The 15,552-nt window shown below is 55.0% G+C and carries 18 protein-coding genes; 8 read left to right on the plus strand and 10 right to left on the minus strand.

Features of this window, described 5'->3' with window-relative positions:
• The first annotated feature begins 91 nt into the window (after positions 1-91).
• Complete coding sequence (locus JK208_RS13075; RefSeq protein ID WP_063904064.1) at positions 92-1,045, plus strand: GlxA family transcriptional regulator; 954 nt, start codon at positions 92-94, stop codon at positions 1,043-1,045.
• Positions 1,046-1,179: 134 nt separating this feature from the next.
• Here JK208_RS13075 and JK208_RS13080 read toward each other — a convergent pair whose 3' ends face one another.
• Together JK208_RS13080 and JK208_RS13085 are read right to left on the minus strand one after the other, a co-directional pair.
• A complete protein-coding gene (locus JK208_RS13080) occupies positions 1,180-2,145 on the minus strand; it encodes an alpha/beta hydrolase (RefSeq protein ID WP_077804065.1) in 966 nt (321 codons plus the stop codon).
• Positions 2,142-3,086, minus strand: a complete 945-nt coding sequence (locus JK208_RS13085) for an MBL fold metallo-hydrolase (RefSeq protein ID WP_077804064.1) — start codon at positions 3,084-3,086, stop codon at positions 2,142-2,144. Before JK208_RS13085 ends, JK208_RS13080 begins: the two co-directional genes overlap by 4 nt.
• A 77-nt stretch (positions 3,087-3,163) precedes the next feature.
• On the opposite strand from JK208_RS13085, the gene JK208_RS13090 reads away from it, so the two are divergent.
• A complete protein-coding gene (locus tag JK208_RS13090; RefSeq protein ID WP_063904067.1) occupies positions 3,164-4,093 on the plus strand; it encodes a LysR family transcriptional regulator in 930 nt (309 codons plus the stop codon).
• A gap of 156 nt (positions 4,094-4,249) precedes the next feature.
• Here JK208_RS13090 and JK208_RS13095 read toward each other — a convergent pair whose 3' ends face one another.
• The 3 genes from JK208_RS13095 to JK208_RS13105 are packed head-to-tail and all read right to left on the minus strand — an operon-like array spanning position 4,250 to position 6,176.
• A complete protein-coding gene (locus JK208_RS13095) occupies positions 4,250-4,540 on the minus strand; it encodes a ferredoxin family protein (RefSeq protein WP_064275570.1) in 291 nt (96 codons plus the stop codon).
• A gap of 20 nt (positions 4,541-4,560) precedes the next feature.
• On the minus strand, positions 4,561-5,469 hold the full coding sequence (locus JK208_RS13100) for an SDR family oxidoreductase (protein ID WP_211576426.1): 909 nt from the start codon (positions 5,467-5,469) through the stop codon (positions 4,561-4,563).
• Positions 5,466-6,176 (minus strand): TetR/AcrR family transcriptional regulator, encoded by a 711-nt coding sequence (locus JK208_RS13105; protein ID WP_077804062.1) that lies wholly within the window; start codon positions 6,174-6,176, stop codon positions 5,466-5,468. The genes JK208_RS13100 and JK208_RS13105 overlap by 4 nt, the downstream gene beginning before the upstream one ends.
• Positions 6,177-6,472: 296 nt before the next feature.
• Here JK208_RS13105 and JK208_RS13110 point away from each other — a divergent pair, with 296 nt between their 5' ends.
• From JK208_RS13110 to JK208_RS13120, 3 genes are all read left to right on the plus strand, one after another.
• Entirely contained in the window at positions 6,473-6,568 is a 96-nt protein-coding gene (locus tag JK208_RS13110; RefSeq protein ID WP_232309402.1) for a hypothetical protein, read from the plus strand.
• Between the two features lie 181 nt (positions 6,569-6,749).
• Positions 6,750-7,598, plus strand: coding sequence for an MOSC domain-containing protein (locus JK208_RS13115; protein ID WP_063904071.1), 849 nt, complete (start codon positions 6,750-6,752; stop codon positions 7,596-7,598).
• Positions 7,599-7,607: 9 nt separating this feature from the next.
• The gene (locus JK208_RS13120; RefSeq protein ID WP_063904072.1) at positions 7,608-7,910 is read left to right on the plus strand and encodes a hypothetical protein; all 303 of its coding nucleotides are present in this window, start codon (positions 7,608-7,610) and stop codon (positions 7,908-7,910) included.
• A gap of 294 nt (positions 7,911-8,204) precedes the next feature.
• Here the strand turns inward: JK208_RS13120 and JK208_RS13125 are convergent, their stop codons facing one another.
• The 5 genes from JK208_RS13125 to folE are packed head-to-tail and all read right to left on the minus strand — an operon-like array spanning position 8,205 to position 12,331.
• On the minus strand, positions 8,205-8,765 hold the full coding sequence (locus JK208_RS13125; RefSeq protein WP_077804060.1) for a carbonate dehydratase: 561 nt from the start codon (positions 8,763-8,765) through the stop codon (positions 8,205-8,207).
• 17 nt (positions 8,766-8,782) lie between these two features.
• Entirely contained in the window at positions 8,783-9,946 is a 1,164-nt protein-coding gene (locus JK208_RS13130; protein WP_077804059.1) for an S-(hydroxymethyl)glutathione dehydrogenase/class III alcohol dehydrogenase, read from the minus strand.
• A gap of 36 nt (positions 9,947-9,982) precedes the next feature.
• Positions 9,983-11,212, minus strand: a complete 1,230-nt coding sequence (gene zigA, locus JK208_RS13135) for a zinc metallochaperone GTPase ZigA (RefSeq protein WP_211576429.1) — start codon at positions 11,210-11,212, stop codon at positions 9,983-9,985.
• 13 nt (positions 11,213-11,225) lie between these two features.
• Positions 11,226-11,732, minus strand: coding sequence for a phosphoribosyl-AMP cyclohydrolase (hisI, locus tag JK208_RS13140; RefSeq protein ID WP_149026849.1), 507 nt, complete (start codon positions 11,730-11,732; stop codon positions 11,226-11,228).
• Positions 11,732-12,331, minus strand: coding sequence for a GTP cyclohydrolase I FolE (folE, locus tag JK208_RS13145; protein WP_233142725.1), 600 nt, complete (start codon positions 12,329-12,331; stop codon positions 11,732-11,734). Before folE ends, hisI begins: the two co-directional genes overlap by 1 nt.
• Before the next feature lie 174 nt (positions 12,332-12,505).
• Here folE and JK208_RS13150 point away from each other — a divergent pair, with 174 nt between their 5' ends.
• From JK208_RS13150 to thrS, 3 genes are all read left to right on the plus strand, one after another.
• Positions 12,506-13,132, plus strand: a complete 627-nt coding sequence (locus tag JK208_RS13150; RefSeq protein ID WP_167369414.1) for a DUF1826 domain-containing protein — start codon at positions 12,506-12,508, stop codon at positions 13,130-13,132.
• Between the two features lie 11 nt (positions 13,133-13,143).
• Positions 13,144-13,626, plus strand: a complete 483-nt coding sequence (locus JK208_RS13155; protein ID WP_232309385.1) for a Fur family transcriptional regulator — start codon at positions 13,144-13,146, stop codon at positions 13,624-13,626.
• 106 nt (positions 13,627-13,732) lie between these two features.
• Complete coding sequence (thrS, locus tag JK208_RS13160; protein ID WP_371818978.1) at positions 13,733-15,535, plus strand: threonine--tRNA ligase; 1,803 nt, start codon at positions 13,733-13,735, stop codon at positions 15,533-15,535.
• Positions 15,536-15,552: the final 17 nt, after the last annotated feature.

The following is a 15,552-nucleotide window of genomic DNA, read 5'->3' on the forward strand; positions in this document are numbered from 1 at the left end:
GTTCGGGGACGGATCACGAGTTGATCCGAGACCTGTCAGTGTTTTCCAAAAGAGCATTTGACGAAAGGACAACGATCCCTCATTTCAAGCCATGACCAGACAGATCGGTATTCTTCTCTATCCAGACTTCCAGTTGCTCGACGCTGCCGGAGTGACGGCAGCCTTCGAGCTTGCCGGAGGATTTGGGGCGGCTCCGTATGAGATGACGCCCCTGTCCCACCATGGTGGTCTGGTCCGGTCGTCTTCCGGGATGACGATCGAGACGGTTCCGCTCGCGGCGGCAGGGTCGTTCGATACGCTTATCGTTGTCGGAGGCGAAGGCCACAGGCAGGCTATGAGCTGCCCAGAATTACTGAACTTTATCAGGCATCAGGCCAGAAATGCGCGACGTATCTGCAGTGTGTGTACAGGGGCTTTCCTGCTGGCAGAAGCTGGCATGCTTGATGGCCGTCGTGTGACGACACACTGGCAACAAGCCCCGGCCATGGCAGCACAGTTCCCTAAAATCCGGGTTTCGGCAGATGCCATTCATATTCATGATGGCCTGATCTGGACATCTGCGGGGATCAGCGCTGGCATCGACATGGCGCTGGCGTTGATTGCCGAAGATCTTGGGGCCGATATTGCCCGTCGTACGGCGCAGCAAATGGTGGTGTTCTATCACCGTCCCGGAGGACAGTCCCAGTTCTCGGCACTCCTCGAGATGACGAGCCCTCAGGAACGCTTTGCCGAACTGTTGGGATGGATCCGGTCCAACCTGGAACAGCGCCTGACCGTGGATATTCTGGCCAGTCAGGCCGGCATGAGCCCCCGAAATTTTTCTCGCAGTTTCCGGGCAGCGGTGGGGATGAGCCCCGCAAAAGCAGTCGAACGACTGCGTCTCGAAGCCGCACGCGAGCAGGTGGAGAGATCTACCCTCCCCATTGAAGCCATCGCCGTCATGACAGGCTTTCATGATCCCGAACGGATGCGACGCGCCTTCCTGCGGGAGTTCCATCAGCCGCCTCAGGCTATCAGGCGAAATGCTGCGGCCGAGGCGACCTGAGAGTGCTCATTTTTCCTGGACGAGAAAGCAGCTCGTTTTGCAAGCAATCCCGACGAGATCCACTTCAATGATGGATCGCGTCTATCCCGCTAGAACAGGTCAAACACGCGGCAGATCAGGACACTTCCTAGAATTTAACCCTTTGAATGAGGGGCAGTCCGCAGGAAGATCAGAATTTCTTCAAGCACCTGCCATCGGTTCCTTTCCATAACCACCATATGCGTTCCTTCCCCAATCTCCGTCCAGCGACGATACGGGGCATTGAGAAAACGTGGAAACAGGTTTCCCATCTGCTGAGTAGTTACATCCAAATCCCACTCAGCATGAAGCAGAAGAACCGGGACCGTGATCTTTTCGGGACTGTAAAACGCCTTCCCTGCGGACCAGTAGTCACGCACATCCTGAATGACACCCGCAGGCGCCCGGATCACTCCATCCTGCTCTGCGGGATCGCTCGCAAGAATAACTGCGGCCCACTGTTCAAACCACCCTGCTGGCAGAATCTCTTCGCGTTTCTGCTCAGGTGCGCCTTCAAGCCAGCGCTGGCGAAATGCCTGAACATTAAAGCGGCGATAAGCAGGCACTGGACCACCCGGATCCAGACGAGAAACCCCGTCATTGATCCATTGCGGTGCAATCAGCGTTAATTTCTCCACCTTGTCATTGTGAGCAGCCGTATATGCGCCGGTAACCGTGCCACCCCAGGACATTCCGATCAGGCAAAGACGTGGGATGGCAAGCGTTGCGAGAAGATAGTCAACAGCAGTACTCAGATCGCGTACTGCTGTTTCGGTCCTGACCTGAGGCAGCGCAGCTTCAGGTGCACCTCCCATTCCATCAGGACGCGTTGATCCTCCGAAGCCCCGCACGTTGAGCGCATAAACGTCAAATCCTTCCCGCGAGAGAACATCCATGAATGCCCCCTCCCCAACAGGAACATCGAAAAGACTTTCTGCCGGCAACGTCGCGCCATGCATCAGCAAGATAGTGCGCTGTGAACCAAATATCTGGATGTCTGCACGTCGTTTATGGCGCAGATGAAGCGAGATATTGTCCGTATCACTCGGAATGAACAGGTTTTCCATAAGCAGATTTGTCATCTGGCGTCTCCTACATTTAGTTGCGCAAATTCCCATGCAAAACCTTCTGGACGACGCCTGACATATCCGGCACCCGTTTCCGCGAAATGACTGGTAAAGCAGAGACTCCCGCTTTCCGCCGCTTCTCCAAGAAACCACTGCCGCGAGCGCTCGGCAGGCTGAACGAATTCGCAGTAAACGGACCGCAGATCCGGACGATAAACCTGCAGAGGATGGTGCATGACATCTCCTGTAAACCACGCGTCTTCACCATCCGACCGCAGCCGGATCGAGGCATGATCGATGCTGTGCCCAGGGGTCGGATGAAAAGAGAAACCTGCAAGAAGATCTTGACCGTCGATGATAATCGCCTCTCCCAGCCCGGCTTCGATAACGGGGAGCATGCTGTCTGTATAGACACGTGGGAGTGGGCGATGGTCCGGGCGCCCTAAGATCTCTGGAGGTAGGTCTGGAGCAGGGTCAATACCGTCATTGCTGGCGCCGTATCGGGCCTCAATCACTGAGAAAACATGACGGGCTTTCGGAAAGGTCGGCACCCATTTTCCGTTGTGCAAACGCGTATTCCATCCAACATGATCGGCATGAATATGCGTATGCAGAACGGTATCAACCTGCTCCGGTTGTACGCCTGCGGCTGCAAGATGTTCGAGAAACGACGTATGCAGATGATCCAGTGCCGGTGCGGCAGGTAACGGCTTGTCGTTTCCTGTGGCGGTATCAACCAGGATATTGAGACCAGAAACCTGAACAAGCCACGCATGAGTTCCCTGCGCGAGCCCACCGGTCACGGGGTTAAATGATCCTGGCGTCAAATACGGACCGAATATTGCAAGTGCCTCAGCGTCGATATCCGGATACAGTTTGTGAGGGCGCGCGTTATCCCAATGAAGTTCGGGAATACGCGTGACACGGGCGTCACCCACTTGAAAAGCTGCTGCCATGATTGACTCAATACGATTGTTTTACGTCGCATCAGACGTTAGGGTGCGCGCAAACATCATACAAATCGATTTGAAATATGAAACCCATTGATCATTTCAATCTTCGTTCCTTCGATCTCAATCTTCTGATTGCTTTCGACGCCCTCGTTTCAGAACGCAGCGTCACAAAGGCGGCACGACGCCTTCGCATTCAACAACCCGCAATGAGCCATGCACTCGCCACCCTCCGAATGTTACTGGACGATGATGTGCTCGTCAGAACCGGTGCTGTCATGCAACCGACCGCCAAAGCGTCAACCATGGCGTCACATGTTGCGGAGTTGTTAAGGCAGGCTCAGCACATCCTGATGTCTGAGGAACAATTTGATCCTGCGACGGAACAGCGCATCTTTCGTTTCGGCTTTTCGTCCGAACTTGAAGTCTTTCTGATGCCTAAACTGACGGCCTATTTGCAACGGCATGCACCTGGAATACGACTGCTGTCACGTGGATCTCCTCGGAGTGAGGTCTATACATTACTGGATACGGGGGCGCTGGATATCGCAGTTGGGTGTTTTGATTTCGGTTTGGAACGCCATTGTGGGGTATCGTTGTATGAGCAGTCTCTCGTCTGCTGCTTCAACCCGAAGCTGATCGATCCGGATGCTCCAATCACGGTTGAGCGTTATCTTGCATTGCCCCATGTTCTCATGACGCTGAAAGATGACATCCAGGGATGCCTGTCAGACGCACTGATGCAGATTGGTCAGGAACTCAACGTGGTCCTCGCTGCATCAGATTTTCTGACGGCACTTGCTGCCGCAGCAGCCGCCCCCGTTCTGGCTACGCTTCCCAGCCGGATCGCTCAGCAACATGCCGCGCATTTCGGTTTAACGATCCGTCCCGTTCCACTGAACTTGCGTATCCCGGCAGTATCGATGATCTGGTCAGCCCGGAGTGATCGTGATCCTGCCGCAGTATGGCTGCGCGATGCTGTCGCATCAGTATTGGGTAGTCATGTAAAGTGAGATTTTTAATGGGCGCTCAAAATAGCTATGACAGATAAATCTCTCCAGAAAGAGATAGGCTGTCATAGCTTCCCCAAAGCACGAGGAGTCATGACGACTTACATCAGCAGAAATTCTGATTATAGAAAAAAATGCGCAGTCATCTTTGTATGAACGTCAAATTTTTACCAATTTGATTGCGCGCTCAGGACATGCTTTCACACACAAACCACAAGCACGGCATTGATCAGCATGCGGGGTATAGGCGACCATCCCTCCGTGGACATAGCTCTTGATTTTGCCCACAAATGAAAGATCGCGATAATCGGACGGATCGATCTTGCGCACTTCAAACACGTCGTAAGGACATACGGCGACGCAGGCGTCTTTTCCCTCACAGCGATTAAAGTCTACGACCGGCATGACCCGTCCTGTTTGGCCGTCTTTCAGACATTTAGGTGTGATCATCGCTTTATTCCCTGACCCGCTCATTTCGCGCCTTGTTGTAAATGCCGACTTTGCCGCAGCTCCTGCGCGAACATCTCGAGCGTCGTTGTGGGCTTGCCCAGTTCCTGCCAGATTTTTTCGGCATAGAACGGATCTTCGTGATCCCCGAAATACGCAAACAAATGCGCGACGAACTTCATTTTCGGATTAAAAAGACCGATCATCCGCATGATCCAAAGTGGAGCCACGCGAATTTTAAGTGTCGGATCATAATTTCGGACAAACCGCTCCAGCGCCTGCCTGACGGAGATCGCTTCCGGCCCCTGTACGGGGCAATGTACAGGCATTCCCTCAGGATTCTGAAACGCCTCAATCACCCAGCGCGCATAATCGGCGGAGCTGATCCACCAGATTTTGATGTGTGTATTCCCGATCCACTGGAGCGCTCGACCGCTGATCATATTTGGGAGCAGGTCCATGAAATGGGTCGGCGCGAAAAACGTATGACGAATACCGGAATCCGCGATGATTTTGTGCCCTTCCATCCGAATAATATTGGGCACGATGTTATGTCTGATAGTGTTGAGCGCGGGAGGATAGGCGCCCAGAGCACCGATTTTAGCAATATAATTAATATTCAACCCTTTGATGGCGCTCATCAAGTTCCGCACACCCTCCCTCTCTTCGTAGAAGGGAAGCGTCAAATCCGCCGTGTCGGTCGCAAGGTTGAGATAGAGCGCATCCACCCCGTCGAGCGCCTTGTGCAACCCCGCAATGTCCCGCAGATCTGCCTGGGCGATTTCGACATTAGGCGGCAGTATCCTCCGAGCTTTGTCTGGCGAACGAACGATTGCCCTCACCTGAAAATGTTTTGCCAGTTCCGCTGCAACTGGCGCGCCAAGCCGCCCCGTTGCACCGATGACGCCTATAGTCCTGATCGGTTCCATCATATTTTCTGATCCATTGATATAATGATCATCTTGAGTTTTTTCGGGTCGTAATGCCGGTCTATGACGGCGTTCTGGAGGCCGAGCCCGCGCAACAGAAACCGGATAGTGTTCTCGACCAGCTTGTCTCGTGTGATGCCGTATTCAACGACCGTGATGTCGGGCAGGCTGATGAGATGCAAAGTATTCGCTAGATGATGGACGAACCATATCTCTGCATGACCGATATGAATGCCAGATTCGACGTCTCCCGCGTCTTGAGCCGCCCTGAATGATTGCGAAAAAACGCTGACCCACGGCTTTACATGCTGGTCGAGGAACGCCTTTGCGAACTGGCCATCGCCAAGCAGGCTGGCCGTCACAAGGCGTTTGGTGTCTTCGTGAGACTGCGCATCGCCAATACCGGGAAACACTGCGTGCACGAGTATGGCGACACCCATGACCAGTGTTTCAGTTGAAGGCGTCACCTCGGCGAGAATACGGCTGCCAACTGCATTCGCTTCAACGCAGTGAGTTTCAAGCGCCGCATAAAGCACGTCCTTGCTGGTAAAGTGCCGATAAAGCAAAGCTTCGGAAACACCAGCGGCTCTGGCGATTTCCTTGGTCGTCGCACCGTCCCGACCGAGCCGGGCGAAAATGGGAGCTGCAGCGGACAGGATGGCCTGCTTGCGGTCAGTCGCGGACAATCTGGAACGGCGTGAGGTCGGCATGGGTTCTCCTTACGGAAGTAAGGTAAGTGAACGCTCACTTATATTCAAGCGCTTATTCCATTTTTCCGTATAAGATCAGGCTCGGGCGGGCATCGACGGCTTGAGAGTCTGTTTGGAAAATCGGTCTGATGTGATTCAAGCCTTGGATGTCGACGTCAGAACAGAGGGGCCGAGTGGCCAGGATCAGTTAGAAAAAGAAACACTATCCGTTTGAAATGCCAGGACTTGATCGTATTCTGGCAACAGAAGCCTCTGCCATGGCCGGACTTGCACCAATGGCTCATGACAATGGCGTGATGCATAGAAAACGTGTCATTTCAAGGGGAGGAAGATTTCTCCGTCAGCCCCTGTTTCAGGCAGGATTGGCAACTGCGTGCCATAAACCCTTCTGAAAGATGTTTCCAAACCCATGAAACAATCGGGTAAACCACACAAACTGGTGATCGTCGCTATCGTACGGCGTCTCATTGCAATCACCAATACAGTCCTCAAAACAAGGCTGCCATGACGTATTAGATCCGCCGCTCCAACATAGTTTCTAACATCTGAAATTTCCTCGCGAGATTATGAAAAATGACCAGATCGGTTCCGTTTATCTCCCGCATTCTGATCTTTCCGATTAAATCATTGGATCCGGTGGAAGTCACAAATGCGCGGGTTCTTACTAGCGGGGCCTTGGCAGACGACCGGTGCTGGGCTCTATTTGACGCACAGGGGCGTGTGGTTAACGGCAAGAACCACGCAGAGATTCATCGCATCCGCGCTGGTTTCGATCTTGATAAACGGACCGTAAGCCTACGAGATGACTCTGGTCGAGGTCTGCCTACTGTTCTGTTCAATCTTGATGGCACTGCAAGACCAATAGAGGCATGGCTAAGTCGGTTTTTCGGTTTTCCAGTCCACCTTCGGGCGGATACCACTACGGGACATCCTGATGATACGGATTCGCCTGGTCCGACTATCATCAGCGTTGCGACGCTAGAGACGATTGGAATATGGTTCGGGTTGCCAGTCGAGCAAGTTCGGGCCCGCTTTCGGACCAATATCGAGATCGGGGGCGTCCCGGCTTTTTGGGAAGATGCACTGTTCGGAGGACTTGGAGACGAAGTCGAGTTTCACCTTGGTGGCACAGAGTGGTTGGGAATAAACCCCTGTCAGCGTTGTGTCGTGCCGTCTCGCGATCCGCTAACTGGTCAGAGAGACAATGCTTTTGCCCGCCGCTTCGCAGAGTACAGGCGCCGGACGCAGCCGGCATGGTCTAATCCCGCGCGCTTTAATCATTTTTTTCGTGTAGCGATCAATACTCGGTCTGCACGCACCGGCGTTAACACAAGGATCGCACTGAACGATATCGTTACAACGTATAACAATGCAGCGGCATGCACGGCGTTGGAAGAAAACAAACGCCCCGCAGGATTCTGAGCGGGCACCATGTATATCATTCACGTGCGAGCCGAAACGCCAGATATCCGTTCGTTCAGACGACGCCCGCTGGTAGGTGAACGGCTTCCCTTCCGTTTTATAGCCGATCATCATATGCGTATTTGCGGCCCAGTTGCTATGGTCGCCGCGGCGCTTGTATTGTGTGATGAACTCGGGACTTCACCTGAACGGATCGCCTGTGAATCGTTCGGCGGCGTTCTGTCGCACGGAGATAACCTGCCGGACACCAAGGAATATCCGATCAGCTTCTCGCTATCGGGCACAACCTACACTGCAAAGTCAAGCTCATAAAAGGCACCATCACAACCGGTTGCGAAGTCGGTCTATCGGCGGCAGACAAGAAGGCGGGCTACATCCTGGCGTGTCAGGCAAAACCTCGTGGGCCACTGCTCATGGTACGATAGTGTCCACTTAGCAGATGATCGCCAGATATGCGGTTCCAACTGGATTTCCTGGCGCCCGTGGTGTTCACCGAACCGACAAACCGGAGGGCTCTAAAAACCCTCCGGTTTTTCCAGGAGAATAAGGTCCCCATTCAGCCAAAATTGGTTCGTACCTCTTTAATTGCGTCCCTTGACGGAAGTTTTAAAGTTGATTGGCTATACGTCGATAGGAGTGTGCCAGACTAACATTCATCTCCGCGACGCTCTCAGAAAATGCCGTCGCATCCTGAGTGACCTGCGTAATCGTCAATAGATCTGTATTCGAATGAATTGTTGTCGTGGACGGAATATAAAACTGCTCCGGCAAGACGCAGTCTTCGACAACGGAGTTATGCCTTACCACGCAACCCCGTTCGACCGTGCAGTTGAAGATCACGGAATTGAAGCCTATGAATACCTCGTCTCCAACAGCGCAGGGACCGTGAATGATCGAGCGATGTGCAATGGACGTGCGCGACCCGATCGTCACGGCCGCGCCATCTTTTGAGTGGATGACCACACCGTCTTGAATGTTCGACCCACTCCCGATCCGGATGGGCTCGACATGGCCGTCTTCATCGGCTTCATCGGCGCGAATAACGGCATAGGGACCGATGAAGACATCGTCCTCGACAATCACATGACCGCACAGGATCGCGGTCGGGTCGATAAAGGCGCTTTCAGAAACTACGGGGAAATCACCACGTGGATTTGGTCTCAGCATAGCCACATTTCGTCTCCTTAAAGATCGGTCAGAATTTTGCCAGGTAGGTCATTCGACATGGTTTCGCCCGGCTGATAATGCATGACAGAGCGAATGGCCTCTCCCCGATGCAGAAGATCAAATGCCGTATTGATCCGGTCATGAGTCATGTTGTGGGTGATGTAAGGGTCAACGCTAAACTTCCCCGCCAGCCATTCATCGACCATACCGGGTAACTGCGAACGCCCTTTTACACCCCCAAAGGCCGTGCCCCGCCAGACCCGTCCCGTGATCAGCTGGAAAGGCCGCGTCGAGATCTCCTCGCCAGCCCCAGCGACACCGATGACTGTGCATTCACCCCAGCCTTTATGGCAACACTCAAGGGCCGCTCGCATGACATCGACCCGACCGATCGCCTCAAAGGAATAATCCACGCCGCCACCCGTCATCTCCACGATAACTTTCTGGATTGGATCGGTATGATCGGTCGGATTGACGAGATCGGTCGCCCCCAGATTTCGGGCCAGCAGGAACTTCGCCGGATTGGTGTCGATGCCGATGATCCTTGCAGCACCGGCCATGACAGCCCCCTGAATGACGGCCATGCCGATCGCACCGAGACCAAAGACGGCCACAGTCGATCCCGCTTCCACTTTCGCGGCGTTCCGCACGGCTCCCATACCTGTCGGGACGGCGCACCCCATGACGCTGGCTTTCGCAAGCGGCGCCTCTTTGGTGATCTTCGCCACGGCAATTTCGGGCAGCACGGTATATTCGCTGAACGTGCTGGTGCCCATGTAATGAAAGATCTGGCGGCCCTTGTATGAAAAACGGCTGGTGCCGTCTGGCATCAGACCGAGCGCCTGTGTCTCGCGGATAGTCGAGCAGAGATTGGTTTTGCCCGAACGGATCATCGGGCAGTTCGGGTCTTCGGGAATATAGAGCGGAATGACATGATCACCCGGAGCAACAGAGGTAACACCTTTACCCACATCCTCGACGATCCCGACCCCCTCGTGACCGAGAATACATGGAAAACGTCCTTCCGGATCATGCCCCGACAGGGTAAACATATCCGTATGACACAGGCTCGTGGTCACGATACGGACCAGAACCTCGCCGTCTTTCGGGCCTTCGAGATCAACCAGATCGATCTCAAGCGGCATGTTAGGTTCCCACGCAATTGCAGCTCGGGTTTTCATGAAAATATTCCTCAATAATAGCGTGTGGGAATTCGTTCAGGCCGACTCAAGACTTTCCGACTGGCGACGCCAAAGCGGAAAGGGATCAGGGAGGCGTGCATAGCGTGACGGCTCAAAAGCGGTGTCTCCGAGATCTGGAACAAGACAGGCATCAAGTTCCTGCCGAAGACCGGATTCATCCATATCTCCATTGCCGATAAAGACGATTTCCTGACGACGGTCGCCGAAGACCGGATCCCAGTTTCCCAATACGAAGTCGCGCCACTGATCAGTATCCGGCCACTGATTTTTCGGAATCGCAGCCCACCACAGCCCCATCGCCTCGCTTCGCACCAGGGCTCCAGCCTGACTCATTTCACCTACCCAGTCCGGGCGCGTAGCTAACCAGAAATGGCCCTTGGCGCGTACGACGCCAGACCAGTTCCGATCAAGGAAGGCCTGGAATTTCGCTGGTTCGAACGGACGGCGCGCACGATAGACAAAATTACGGATGCCATATTCGTCTGTTTCAGGAACATGGCTGGAAAAGCCGTAAAGTTCCTTGAACCACAACGGATGCTGATGTGCCTTCTCGTAATCGAAACGGCCTGTATTCAGGATCTGCTCAACAGGAACAGACCCCATGTCGGTCTCGATGATATCAGCGTCCGAATTCAACGCACGAATGATCTGCCTCGCCGCATCAACCTGATCCGATGTAGCGGTGGAGACTTTGTTGATCACCACGACATCCGCAAACTCGATCTGCTGGACGAGCAGATCGACCAGGGCACGCTCGTCGTCCTCCCCGGCCGTTTCACCCCGATCCTTCAGGAAATCGCTGGAAGAATAATCGCGCAGGAGATTGACCGCATCAACGACCGTCACCATCGTATCCAGCCGTGCGATATCGCTCAGGCTGACGCCACTCTCGTCACGAAACTCAAACGTTGCGGCTACGGGCAGCGGTTCCGCAATGCCTGTAGATTCAATGAGCAGATAATCGAATTTCCGCTCCTCTGCGAGCCTCCGTACTTCCTGCAACAAATCGTCGCGGAGCGTGCAGCAAATGCAGCCATTGGTCATTTCAACCAACTTTTCATCGGTACGCGACAGATTGCTGCCGCCCTCGCGCACCAGAGCGGCGTCAATGTTGACCTCGCTCATATCATTCACGATGACCGCGACCTTATAGCCCTGGCGGTTATTCAGTACGTGATTGAGCAAGGTCGTCTTTCCCGCGCCAAGAAAGCCGGACAGCACGGTAACGGGAAGTTGGTCATCCATGGGGATTTTTCCTCTAAAGCTTTGTCGGGTTTGGGGCGTCGCCATAGACGGCGAGCGGATCGAATATTTTGTGCGTTTCGCAAAAGAGGAGTGCTGCCGATGATGACGGAAGGCCTTCCTCAGAAGTGAGATCAACACGCCGATAAAAACAGCTTCGATAACCCACATGGCAGTTCGCTCCTGTGCCCGCAGTGTGAACGCGCAGCCAGATCGCGTCCTGATCGTCGTCGATCCGCATTTCGAGGACATGCTGGACCAGCCCGCTCGTGGCGCCCTTTCGCCAGAGACACTGACGGCTCCGGCTCCAGTAATGCGCCTCACGGGTTGCGATAGTGCGTGCGAGCGCCTCTGCGTTCATGACGCCAACCATCATGACATCACCGCTTTCTGCGTCCGTTGTGACCACGGTCAGCAGTCCGCTGGCGTCGAAACGTGGGGCGAGATCGCTCCCCTCCTCGACCTGCTCAATTGAGACGCGCGACCCAAATGCCGTGGACACAGAAGATACAGTTGTGCCCATCACACGCCACCCATTCCCGCCATAGTGAAGAACTGGCGCCGCAGAGATTCCGACGTCTCGAACTCGCCCAGCAGGCGGCTGGTCACCATACTCACGCCTGGCTTATGTACTCCGCGTGTGGTCATGCACTGGTGAGCCGCGTCGATCACGACCGCGACGCCACGCGGTTGAAGCACGCCCTGGATTGTATCCGCGATCTGGGCCGTCAGTTTTTCCTGGATCTGTAGACGATGGGCGAAGACGTCCACGAGACGCGCCAGCTTGCTGATGCCAACTACCCGCTTGTCGGGCAGATACGCCACATGCGCCTTACCGATCAGCGGAATGATATGATGCTCGCAATGGGATTCCAGACGGATATCGCGTAGCACCACCATCTCGTTGTAGTTACCGCTCTCTTCGAAGGTCCGCTCCAGAAGAGCGACCGGGTCGTCATGATATCCCTCGAAAAACTCCTCATAGGCCCGCACCACGCGGTCAGGCGTACCGGCAAGCCCCTCGCGATCAGGATCATCACCGGTCCAGGCGAGCAGGGTTCGCACCGCCTCTTCCGCCTGAGCCCGGGTCGGCCGGGTTCTCACTTGCCGTGGAACGTCCATCAGTGTGTCCATTGAAGTTTATCTGCTATTGACTATGTTATGTTATAACGTAACCATAAAGACGTTCGCCACCTATCGTCAAGCTCGGGAACCATGCCCCCTCCCTCACAGCAACATTCTGTCTCGACGGATATGACTCCACCCGCGCGCGCGCCGAAGGAAAGTCTCGGCGCCATGCTATTCATTGAGAGCTGGCCCGCGCCAACAATCGACCCACCGGAAAACAGTACTCTGGGCCGTCTTGCACCGCATGTGGTCGCCTGTGCCCACGCGACAGTCGTGATGGATCTGCAGCGACCGGATGTCGATATGGTCGTGTGGGGGCGCCGGATTCCGGCAACATGGGAAGGAACTCTCACAAACTGCTCACAAGCCCCATCTGCTCTCACTCTCGCCGGCACACCTTCGGAAATCGCAGATTCCCTTGTAAACCCGGCTTTACATCAGGACTGGTCTCCCCTCATCCTGACTGATGTCAGGGACTTGTCCGCACTGTTCGGTGCGCTGACAGGAGGCGTCCGGCAGCACATCCAGCTAATAACGCCATCCCGTGGGGAGACTGCGTTCGAGTTGCCCCCCGATGCACTTCGGCTGATCTGCGCCTATGGAAGCGCTGGACCAGAGTGGTGCGGCAGCCAAAATCCAAAGAGTGGTATTGTCAGTACCCTGACACCGTTCGCAGTAGTGTTCATTAAAGGGGCGGCTGAAGGCAAACTCGGATGCCTTCATCGTCTCCCGGCAAATATCGCAAACGGTGCAAGGCCTGGGCCGGTCCTCGTGATGGATACAATTTCCCGATGATAGAGCGTGTCATGCCGCCGTCTCGCGACGCACGTCAAGGTTGCGATGCCTTCAAAAGGCGGACCACGTCTTTACGGAATGATGTACTCGACGTGCTGACGAAGGCAAACGTCCCACTTTCGGCTTACGACATCCTACGGTGTGTCAGTCATTCGAATTGCCCGCGGATTGCTCCGACTACAATTTACCGGGCTCTCGGAAAGCTGATTGCCAGCGGGTTAGTGGGACGGCTCGAAAGTCGAAATGCCTTCGTGCGGATCTGGGCAAACGATCCCTCTCACCTCGTCTACTGTATCTGCGATCGATGTGGTGCCGCGCAAGCGGTGGAAAATACGCTATCCTGTCAATTGATCGACGCTGCGGCCGAGACCCTTGGATTTCAGGTCCGGCATCGGGTCATCGAAGTTCAGGGCGTCTGCGCACGATGCAGCGTCTGCCCGTCTTTCTTGCCGACACAACAAAAGCACAAGCTTCCGACACGCGCGCCCAAATGAACCGCGCCCCCTCGCCGCTCTTCTCCGTTAAGGCTCTCTCATGTTACCGACCACCATCTCTTCCCGTCCTTCATCCCACCCACCAAAGGATATGCTCGCCTGCCGTGTGAACGGCATTATCAGCGATCTTTCCTCCACAACTGGTGACCAACGGGCTGACCCTGTCTTCCGGTCGGACGCCGATGCGCTTTCCCTGATCCGTCACGACACGGCCCATGTTCTGGCACAAGCCGTCAGTGAGTTGTATCCCGGCACCGCGCTTGCGACAGGGCCCGCCACGGAACAGGGATTTTTCTACGATTTCGCCGCTGAGCACGCTTTCACCGATGATGACATCGCTCGGATCGACGCACGGATGCACGAGATCGTCGACCGGGACGAGCCGATCATCCGGGAGGAGTGGGATCGCGAGAGAGCACTTGCCTGGTGCCGGGAGAATGGACAGCCCTACAAGGCCGAGATCATCATGTCCCTGCCTGCTGATGCCACCCTGAGCTTTTATCGACAAGGCGACTTCGTCGATCTCTGCCGAGGGCCACATCTCGTCAGCACAGGACAGATCGGACACGCCTTTCGACTTCTCGGTACGGCTGGTGCCTATTGGAAAGGTGATCGAAGCAATCCAATGCTGCAGAGGATTCACGGAACGGCCTGTCGTGATGCCGACGAACTCGCCGCGTGGGAGCAGCGTCAGGAAGCAGCAGCACGGCGTGATCATCGTCGTCTCGGCCGCGAGATGGATCTGTTCCATTTCCAGGCCGAAGCTCCAGGCGCGGTGTTCTGGCATCCGAACGGCTGGACACTGTTCCAGACCCTGCTCGCTTATCTGCGCGAACGTCAGAAGGCCGAGAACTATGTGGAGATCAATACGCCCGACATCATGGATCTGTCGCTCTGGCAGGCCTCTGGCCATTGGGAAAAATTCGGGGAGAGCATGTTCACCACTGAAACCGAAGGCCGTACCTACGCCCTCAAGCCTATGAATTGCCCCGGTGGTGTGCAGGTTTTCCGCCAAGGCCTGAAGAGCTATCGCGACCTGCCCCTGCGGATGGCCGAATTCGGCAAAGTCCATCGCTTTGAACCGTCAGGAGCGTTGCATGGCCTGATGCGCGTACGTGCATTCACGCAGGATGACGCACATATTTTCTGCACACCGGAACAGATGGAGGCCGAGACGCAGCGGATCTGCCATCTCGTGCTTTCGATCTATAAGGACTTCGGTTTTGAAGATGTCCGTATCAAATTTTCCGACCGGCCTGACAAACGTGTCGGATCGGACGAGATCTGGGATCGCTCGGAGGAAGCGTTACAGCGCGGGGTCGAAGCTTCAGGCCTCTCCTACACACGCAATCCAGGAGAAGGCGCTTTTTACGGTCCCAAGCTGGAGTTCGTACTGCGTGATGCAATCGGCCGGGACTGGCAGTGCGGTACCGTTCAGGTCGATCTCAATCTGCCTCAGCGTCTGGACGCGCATTATATTGGCGCGGATGGAGAAAAACATCCGCCCGTCATGCTGCATCGCGCCCTGTTCGGTTCGCTTGAACGTTTCATCGGCATTCTCCTTGAACACCATGCCGGCCACCTGCCTTTCTGGCTTGCACCCATTCAGGTCGTGGTGGCAACAATCACCGGCGCTGCAGACGATTACGCAGTCGATCTGATTAAAGCGCTCCGCCAACGTGGAGTCCGAGCAGAGCCCGATTTGCGCAATGAAAAAATCGCTTACAAAATCCGCGAACACAGCCTCGCGAAAGTACCCATGTTGCTGATCGTCGGGAAGAAGGAAGCACAGGCAGGCACCGTGTCTATCCGGGAATATGGAAGATCAGAAACACCAATGTTGGACATGGAATCCGCTATCAATTTAATCGCCAAAGCATCGGAGTCTCGTTTGGCACAAGTCTTTTAGCTTATCGACACGATTTC

This window comes from Gluconobacter sp. Dm-74 (genome assembly GCF_018256135.1).
Taxonomy (GTDB): domain Bacteria; phylum Pseudomonadota; class Alphaproteobacteria; order Acetobacterales; family Acetobacteraceae; genus Gluconobacter; species Gluconobacter cadivus.

Excerpts from the sequence above, each read along its gene's own strand:
- JK208_RS13085 (WP_077804064.1), bottom strand. The coding sequence starts at position 3,086 with ATGGCAGCAGCTTTTCAAGTGGGTGACGCCCGTGTCACGCGTATTCCC.
- JK208_RS13125 (WP_077804060.1), bottom strand. The coding sequence starts at position 8,765 with ATGCTGAGACCAAATCCACGTGGTGATTTCCCCGTAGTTTCTGAAAGC.
- JK208_RS13130 (WP_077804059.1), bottom strand. The coding sequence starts at position 9,946 with ATGAAAACCCGAGCTGCAATTGCGTGGGAACCTAACATGCCGCTTGAG.
- JK208_RS13105 (WP_077804062.1), bottom strand. The coding sequence starts at position 6,176 with ATGCCGACCTCACGCCGTTCCAGATTGTCCGCGACTGACCGCAAGCAG.
- JK208_RS13120 (WP_063904072.1), top strand. The coding sequence starts at position 7,608 with ATGTATATCATTCACGTGCGAGCCGAAACGCCAGATATCCGTTCGTTC.
- JK208_RS13095 (WP_064275570.1), bottom strand. The coding sequence starts at position 4,540 with ATGATCACACCTAAATGTCTGAAAGACGGCCAAACAGGACGGGTCATG.
- JK208_RS13110 (WP_232309402.1), top strand. The coding sequence starts at position 6,473 with ATGCATAGAAAACGTGTCATTTCAAGGGGAGGAAGATTTCTCCGTCAG.
- folE (WP_233142725.1), bottom strand. The coding sequence starts at position 12,331 with ATGGACGTTCCACGGCAAGTGAGAACCCGGCCGACCCGGGCTCAGGCG.
- JK208_RS13080 (WP_077804065.1), bottom strand. The coding sequence starts at position 2,145 with ATGACAAATCTGCTTATGGAAAACCTGTTCATTCCGAGTGATACGGAC.
- hisI (WP_149026849.1), bottom strand. The coding sequence starts at position 11,732 with ATGGGCACAACTGTATCTTCTGTGTCCACGGCATTTGGGTCGCGCGTC.
- zigA (WP_211576429.1), bottom strand. The coding sequence starts at position 11,212 with ATGGATGACCAACTTCCCGTTACCGTGCTGTCCGGCTTTCTTGGCGCG.
- JK208_RS13155 (WP_232309385.1), top strand. The coding sequence starts at position 13,144 with ATGCCGCCGTCTCGCGACGCACGTCAAGGTTGCGATGCCTTCAAAAGG.
- JK208_RS13100 (WP_211576426.1), bottom strand. The coding sequence starts at position 5,469 with ATGATGGAACCGATCAGGACTATAGGCGTCATCGGTGCAACGGGGCGG.
- JK208_RS13115 (WP_063904071.1), top strand. The coding sequence starts at position 6,750 with ATGACCAGATCGGTTCCGTTTATCTCCCGCATTCTGATCTTTCCGATT.
- JK208_RS13075 (WP_063904064.1), top strand. The coding sequence starts at position 92 with ATGACCAGACAGATCGGTATTCTTCTCTATCCAGACTTCCAGTTGCTC.
- JK208_RS13090 (WP_063904067.1), top strand. The coding sequence starts at position 3,164 with ATGAAACCCATTGATCATTTCAATCTTCGTTCCTTCGATCTCAATCTT.
- JK208_RS13150 (WP_167369414.1), top strand. The coding sequence starts at position 12,506 with ATGCTATTCATTGAGAGCTGGCCCGCGCCAACAATCGACCCACCGGAA.